Here is a 6,191-nt window from a genome sequence, read left to right on the forward strand (position 1 = left end):
CGCTCTCTTGTCATTTTCATCATCGGACCGCCTTTCTTGGGCTCTGCCCAAACCCGCCAACGCTAGCACGTTGGATGGCAAATATTCAAACCCCCTACCCCCGATCTTCGGGGGATGCCCCTTCGGCAGGCGCAAACAAACGGGGTTTGTTTGATAAACAGGCTTTTGGGTGTCGTGAATGAGTCAACTCCTTAATGCTCACTTCGTTCCGCTTACCGTTGACTCATGCCATATGTTTTTCACTCCATTTTTTAAACAGTAACGCTCCTTTTGAGTGCACACTTTTCCGAAACAACACAAAACAAACACGAAACTTAATTCACCATTATTGACCCCTTGTTACGACTGATTTTTTTGCAAAACGCTCCCTTTCTTTATGTGCAGGTGCGCTCCTTTTCAAACACAAAACGTTACTCAATTCTTCTCACTTTTCCTTTTTATGGTGTGGCAGTTTTTCCGTTTCTGCCACATCACCACATTTTTCTCCTAAAAAAAGGTGTGTCAGAATTTCATTTTTAGGCACATTCCTTTCAAAAATCGCAACCGCCGCGAAACAAATCACACTGGGATTTCAAACATAAAGTGGTTGCAGTTTTCCCTTATGCTCTTTTCACCTTTCCCTAAATGTCTCCAGTGACACTTAACAAAATTTTTCTCTTTCAACCCGCTACGCAAAACAAAAACATTTTGCCTTTTGATCTAGAAGGACGTAGCGTATACCATAGCGAATGAATCATAAAGAGGTGAACCCGCTATGAAACCTGAAACCTACCTTTCTTCACAAGACATTGCAAACAAGCTCAATGTCTCCAGCGTCACGATACGCAAATACGCCGCCATGCTCGAGAAAAACGGCTATAATTTCGCCAGAGACACTAAGGGATGGCGTCAGTATAATGAGTCCGATTTATCCGCTATGGAGTATATATACACACACTCTAAATTAAGTGGTAAATCACTAGAAGAAGTAGCCAAACTTGTAGCGACCTTGTATCGGTCAAACTTGTCCATATCGGATACCGCTACACCGCTACAAGATATCAATGTCGCCGATCTCATTCAAAGACAAGAGGAATTCAATCGAGCCATCCTAAAACGACTCGAACAGTTTGAAGAACAGCAAAAAAAGCGAGATGAGAATCTCATACTCGCTTTGAAAGAATCCATTGAAACAAAAAAAATGATTGCTGCTACTCAACAAAAAAAGTGGTGGCAATTTTGGAAATAGGACACCCATGAAAATGGCGCACTTATACACACCCCTGTGTGAGTGCTAAAATCTCTCGATTTCCGTCAAGCGTGTAAAGAAGAAGCCGACTCAATAGCCGGCTTCTGTTTCTGAAATTGCACATGCAATGAACATCAAAGTACAAAAAATGAATGCTCCTAAATCCATCACATTAATTACAATTGTCATCACATTCACCTCCACAGTGAACGGATTCTAACACAAAAATATTCCTCAAAACGAAGTTCTAAAAAATAAAAAAAATGATTGCGGAGACCGCAACCAAAAATAGCTCAAACTACTTAACTGTACTTTGCTCCTTTTTATATCTCATTACTTTTATAATTCTATAAACTATCACAGCAAGATAGCATGCAACTAGAATAATCAAATATTGAACAGGAAAGTCTCTTTGTACACCTTGATAAAGAAAAATAGCCAAAAGGACTGTAAACAAAACTATTTGAAAAACTTCTCTTTTTATCATCCAAATCCCCCGATATACTTTTACTTACATTTTATACTTTTAATTACAATCTCGAAAAATTTATGTTACCATGAAATTGTAAAACAATCAGTCTTAACTTTCTATAGTCAGTGCCATATTTAGGAGTTAAGTAACAAAATTGAAAGATGGGGGATTTTTAATTGAGAAAGAAAATAATTTGCTCTACGCTAAGCGCTCTAGTTGCATTCGGAGTATTATCTAACAGCAATATTGCTTCAGCATCTACAGAAAAAACATACCAAAGTGCCACACACAATGTGACTGTTGAAGAACTAAGTGAATCAGGAAAAATACAAAATGCTAGTCTCGAAAACAACGTATATTCAGTTACATACAATAAAAACGGCAAATTATATGATGTCGAATACAATGGCAATACAGAAAATGTAACGATTAATGGAAAAATACAAGAAGGTATTAGTTATGAATACAATCCACAACTAGCAAATAGTAATAACAATTCTGAAATCAGTACTTCTGCAGCTAAACCAAAATCAGGATATAAATATGTTGGAACATCAAAGGGTCATACAAAAGAAGTAACAAGTGCAGCATCACTTTATATGAAACTAGCTCTACTAATCCCAGGTGCCGGTTGGGGAATTAATTCTGTAAGAGTTTTATTAGTTTACACAGATCACAATCTCGATAAATATATTCCTCAAAAATATTATAAATACGATTTATACCAAAAAGGTTTCATGACAGATAAATGGTATCAATACACGACAACAAGACTTTACAACGACAAAAAATACAAGAAACCTTCAGGAAAAGCATGGACAAGCAATCCTAAAAGAGTAGATTTACCAAATAGCTAAGAAATGAAGAAAAAGCAGGCTCTAACTCAGCCTGCTTTTTCCTCTAATTAATTATGTAATTCTTGATGCCAACATGCCAGTGAGCCATGACCTCAAACGTCTCATTTGCTACCTCATCATCATCTTCTTCAATTCTGATCAGATCTCCGTCCTCAGCATCCGTCAAATTGAGTTCTTTATGAATATCCTTCAAGATCCCGCCATAACCGATCAACCGCCTAGCACTTAATGCATCATCCAAATAATAAACCGTATCCAAATTCTCCTCGGTCACTTCATTCCCACGTATCACATCGGTATCCTTCACAGGATACTTCGAGATTTCAAGAATCGCCTTTTGTTCTTCCATTGCTTCGCGCACTTCTTTTTCAATTGCTTCCGCATCGATTCCCTTTTTTCCTTTGACCCGCTGCACATGCACAATAGGTGTGTAATCCAATTTCATTGCACGCTTCCAAAAGCTTGTCCATTCCTTTTGACTAATATAGTTTTTGCCAAAGTAACCAGTACGAACAGGAATTAACACATGAAAATGCGGATGATATGTATTTTCTTCATGATTTTTCGTAATCTCTAAAGCTCTGAAAAAACCAAGTGTACCAGTTTTCACTTTTTTATATTGAAACAGCTTTCTAAAGCCTTGCATCATATCAGTAATCGTTTGTTTTAAATCATCGCCCTCGACATTTTTCACTGTCAACGTGAGAAATATCCACGCAGGCTTATACTGTTTATTTGCTTCTTCTACAATCAACTTATTGTGATAAGCAATTTTTAACGACCTACGCCATGCACACATAGGGCATAACCTCACTTTACAAAAATAGGCTTGATATAATCGTAGTCTGCCCGTTTCTTTATCTCTCTTAAACGCAAGACATTCCGCACAATCACATACTTTCTCTGCCTTTTTTCCGTAGTAAGGCGCACCGGTACGCTTTTCAAGTCCCTCATAATGAGCCGCCATCAATGACGATCTCACCTTTTTCCCTCTCCAATCCCGCTTTTTACCTGTTGCGGTTTTGTCCTCAAGAGTGATATAATTCGATTCAGATGAATAAAACAAAGTGCAAAACTCCTTCTGTGGCTAGTTCTCTAGCTATCTATTATTTAGTGTGGTAACTCAATAATAGCAGATGGAGTTTTTCACTGTCAAATTACCCTTAAAGCCTTGACAGAACTGGATTTATAGCGATTTTTCAAAATGACAGTGTTTCTATATGTATCAAGATAAGAAAAGACACGATTCCGACTCCGTCAAAATCGCCCAAAAAGCTGGCGAAACCGCCATCTTTTTAAAAGATCAAAACCCAAAAACCTAAAAGACCAAAGACTAAACCAAATTTCCCAGCAGGGGGAGATTTTTTTTGATTTTTTCCACTCCATTCATAGTGTTCAATTTTTGAACACTATACCAAACCTGACTAAACCCGACTTTCAAAATACAGCTGCCTTCACCTTGCCCACAAAAAAACAGACCCTGAAGGTCTGCAAAATTAAATCATCACCCTTGAATCACGTGTTACAAAACGAATACGATACATCATGTTGCAACCCTTGAATTAACAGATTCATCGATTGAAGTTATGAGACGAAAATCTTGGGTTGTAGATCGGGTTATAAGAGGAAAATCCATTGTAGTAAAACCATTCCCTGTAGCATTTCTTACAGTCAGATCAATCGCTTCTGGAGAAGTAGCGTTTCTTGAATTCGCATCAAACTCAACAGATGATAAAGAGATCACACCTAGCAAAGCTGAAGCACTTAAAAACCCAGTAAGAACCGTTTTAAAATTCATATGAACAGTCGCCCCTTTGAATTTGTTTTCGGGCGTACATCACTTTCTCGTATAATTTTACAGATTCATCCATACGCCCGCTTTTAGTATAGAACTGGGCGCCTTCTAATGCTAGGTCTTCCATGTAACGATATCCCTTCATGTTGTTCAATTTTTCCAGTACATTCAAGATGTCACTTAGATTAGCAGAATCAAAAAATAATTTTTTCATAAACTCCAAAAGTATAAAATAAAGCTCATCATGATGAATTTCTGCCTGCTCAAATGACTTTCTATAAAAGTTTTGTCCTTCGATAAACTCCTTATTTTTCAAATGAATCATAGCCATTCTGTAATAAGTCAGAAGCACTTTCTCACCAATAGAACTCCCAATTTCAATCGCTTGATGAAAATAAGATATAGCTCGGATGTTATCACCCAAACCTTCATAACATGAACCGATATTATGCAAAGCTCTAAAAATCATGTGCTGATTTTTTAACGTTTTTGCTTTTTCCAAAACAGCAAGTAACTGCGAAAGTGCCTTTTCCCTATGTTCCAAATCAATATAATTTCCTGCAACCACAGTCAAACAATTGATCTCTCGAACCACAAAATTAGAGTTTAAACGGTACGCATCATAAGCAAGGCCAACATAATACATAGACATGTGAGTTTGTTTCATGTGATAAAACACTTCTGATAATTTGTAATAGAATTCTGCCCTTTCCAATTCGTCCGCCACTTGCTCTAACCGCTTCTCTGCTCGTTTATAGAACACGATCGCCTTGATAAACTCACCAGTTTTAAACTCATACATGCCTTGAAAAAAGTTGAAATAGTATTCAAGAATACCCGCCATCTTTTTCCCTTGACCTTCTACAGCTTTCAAATAATCCGACTTCTCTAGTGGTTCTCCAGAAGGCTGCACATAGTCCAACATCAATTGATGACGAAACTCCATCAACTGAAAATAAAGAACCGCTTGTTCATCCTCTTCCATCACATCTATTTCTTTTCTAATATCTTCTCTTAACATTTCAGCATCTTTCACATTGAATTTTTTTATGTGCTTGTACCACTCATTTATCTTGATTGCTACAACTGGAGACGGTATAGCTTCCATGTACAATCCCCCTTAAAAACCAGTTTTACCATAAATGCTAGCACAACATTTCCTAATAAAACCCTATTTCTCCCTTGATATGTAAAATTTTCGGCATGGCGCAAGCACTTTTTTATCAAGTAGGACACAAGACATATCGGGTTTTAGATATTGGTGCAGCAGACAAAACGAAAAAAACGCATTTAAAGCCATTATAAGCGTTTTTAACGCATTCCCCTATTTCAATTACCTGAACAAAAATAAAAGCGCTCAGAATCTAATCTGAACGCTCTCAACGGCATTTTTAAAATGCACGACATGTTTTTTTATACGTTTTATTTTCATCTTGCGTACTACCCCCCTGTTAGCATAGGGGGTTCCCGTTTGGCTCTCGGTGCTTCGCTTTTCGTTGCCACTCGACGACTACCGTCGTCTTCCGCTACGCACCTTCCGCCTAGAACTCTATTGTATCACTTTATAAGCCAATTCAAGGGCTTTTTTCTCAAACTCCTCATCTGTGATCTGACCAGATGCGTGCTGCCATAATAATTCTTCCTCGTCAGCTGTAAGATAAATTCCTTCAATGGCATGTGTCGCTTTCGCATATCTCATGCCTTTTTCAAAACGCTCTCTTGTCATTTTCATCATCGGACCGCCTTTCTTGGGCTCTGCCCAAACCCGCCAACGCTAGCACGTTGGATGGCAAATATTCAAACCCCCTACCCCCGATCTTCGGGGGATGCCCCTTCGGC

Annotated in this window: 6 protein-coding genes; 2 read left to right on the forward strand and 4 right to left on the reverse strand. The window is 38.1% G+C overall.

Annotation, left to right across the window (positions count from 1 at the left end; genetic code table 11):
• The first annotated feature begins 754 nt into the window (after positions 1-754).
• Together C6W18_RS19790 and C6W18_RS19800 are read left to right on the forward strand one after the other, a co-directional pair.
• On the forward strand, positions 755-1,228 hold the full coding sequence (locus C6W18_RS19790) for a DUF3967 domain-containing protein (protein WP_105928632.1): 474 nt from the start codon (positions 755-757) through the stop codon (positions 1,226-1,228).
• Between the two features lie 648 nt (positions 1,229-1,876).
• Entirely contained in the window at positions 1,877-2,557 is a 681-nt protein-coding gene (locus C6W18_RS19800) for a hypothetical protein (protein WP_105928634.1), read from the forward strand.
• A gap of 43 nt (positions 2,558-2,600) precedes the next feature.
• Here the strand turns inward: C6W18_RS19800 and C6W18_RS19805 are convergent, their stop codons facing one another.
• From C6W18_RS19805 to C6W18_RS19820, 4 genes are all read right to left on the reverse strand, one after another.
• Positions 2,601-3,623, reverse strand: coding sequence for a protein rep (locus C6W18_RS19805; protein ID WP_105928635.1), 1,023 nt, complete (start codon positions 3,621-3,623; stop codon positions 2,601-2,603).
• 477 nt (positions 3,624-4,100) lie between these two features.
• Positions 4,101-4,355, reverse strand: coding sequence for a hypothetical protein (locus C6W18_RS19810; protein WP_223251752.1), 255 nt, complete (start codon positions 4,353-4,355; stop codon positions 4,101-4,103).
• A complete protein-coding gene (locus tag C6W18_RS19815; RefSeq protein ID WP_105928636.1) occupies positions 4,345-5,460 on the reverse strand; it encodes a Rap family tetratricopeptide repeat protein in 1,116 nt (371 codons plus the stop codon). The genes C6W18_RS19810 and C6W18_RS19815 overlap by 11 nt, the downstream gene beginning before the upstream one ends.
• Positions 5,461-5,901: 441 nt before the next feature.
• The gene (locus C6W18_RS19820; protein WP_105928637.1) at positions 5,902-6,084 is read right to left on the reverse strand and encodes an antitoxin VbhA family protein; all 183 of its coding nucleotides are present in this window, start codon (positions 6,082-6,084) and stop codon (positions 5,902-5,904) included.
• Between the last annotated feature and the right edge of the window lie 107 nt (positions 6,085-6,191).

It is taken from the genome of Bacillus sp. LLTC93 (assembly GCF_002993125.1).
Classification (GTDB): Bacteria; Bacillota; Bacilli; order Bacillales; family Bacillaceae; genus Bacillus; species Bacillus zhangzhouensis.

Excerpts from the sequence above, each read along its gene's own strand:
- C6W18_RS19790 (WP_105928632.1), top strand. The coding sequence starts at position 755 with ATGAAACCTGAAACCTACCTTTCTTCACAAGACATTGCAAACAAGCTC.
- C6W18_RS19810 (WP_223251752.1), bottom strand. The coding sequence starts at position 4,355 with ATGAATTTTAAAACGGTTCTTACTGGGTTTTTAAGTGCTTCAGCTTTG.
- C6W18_RS19815 (WP_105928636.1), bottom strand. The coding sequence starts at position 5,460 with ATGGAAGCTATACCGTCTCCAGTTGTAGCAATCAAGATAAATGAGTGG.
- C6W18_RS19820 (WP_105928637.1), bottom strand. The coding sequence starts at position 6,084 with ATGAAAATGACAAGAGAGCGTTTTGAAAAAGGCATGAGATATGCGAAA.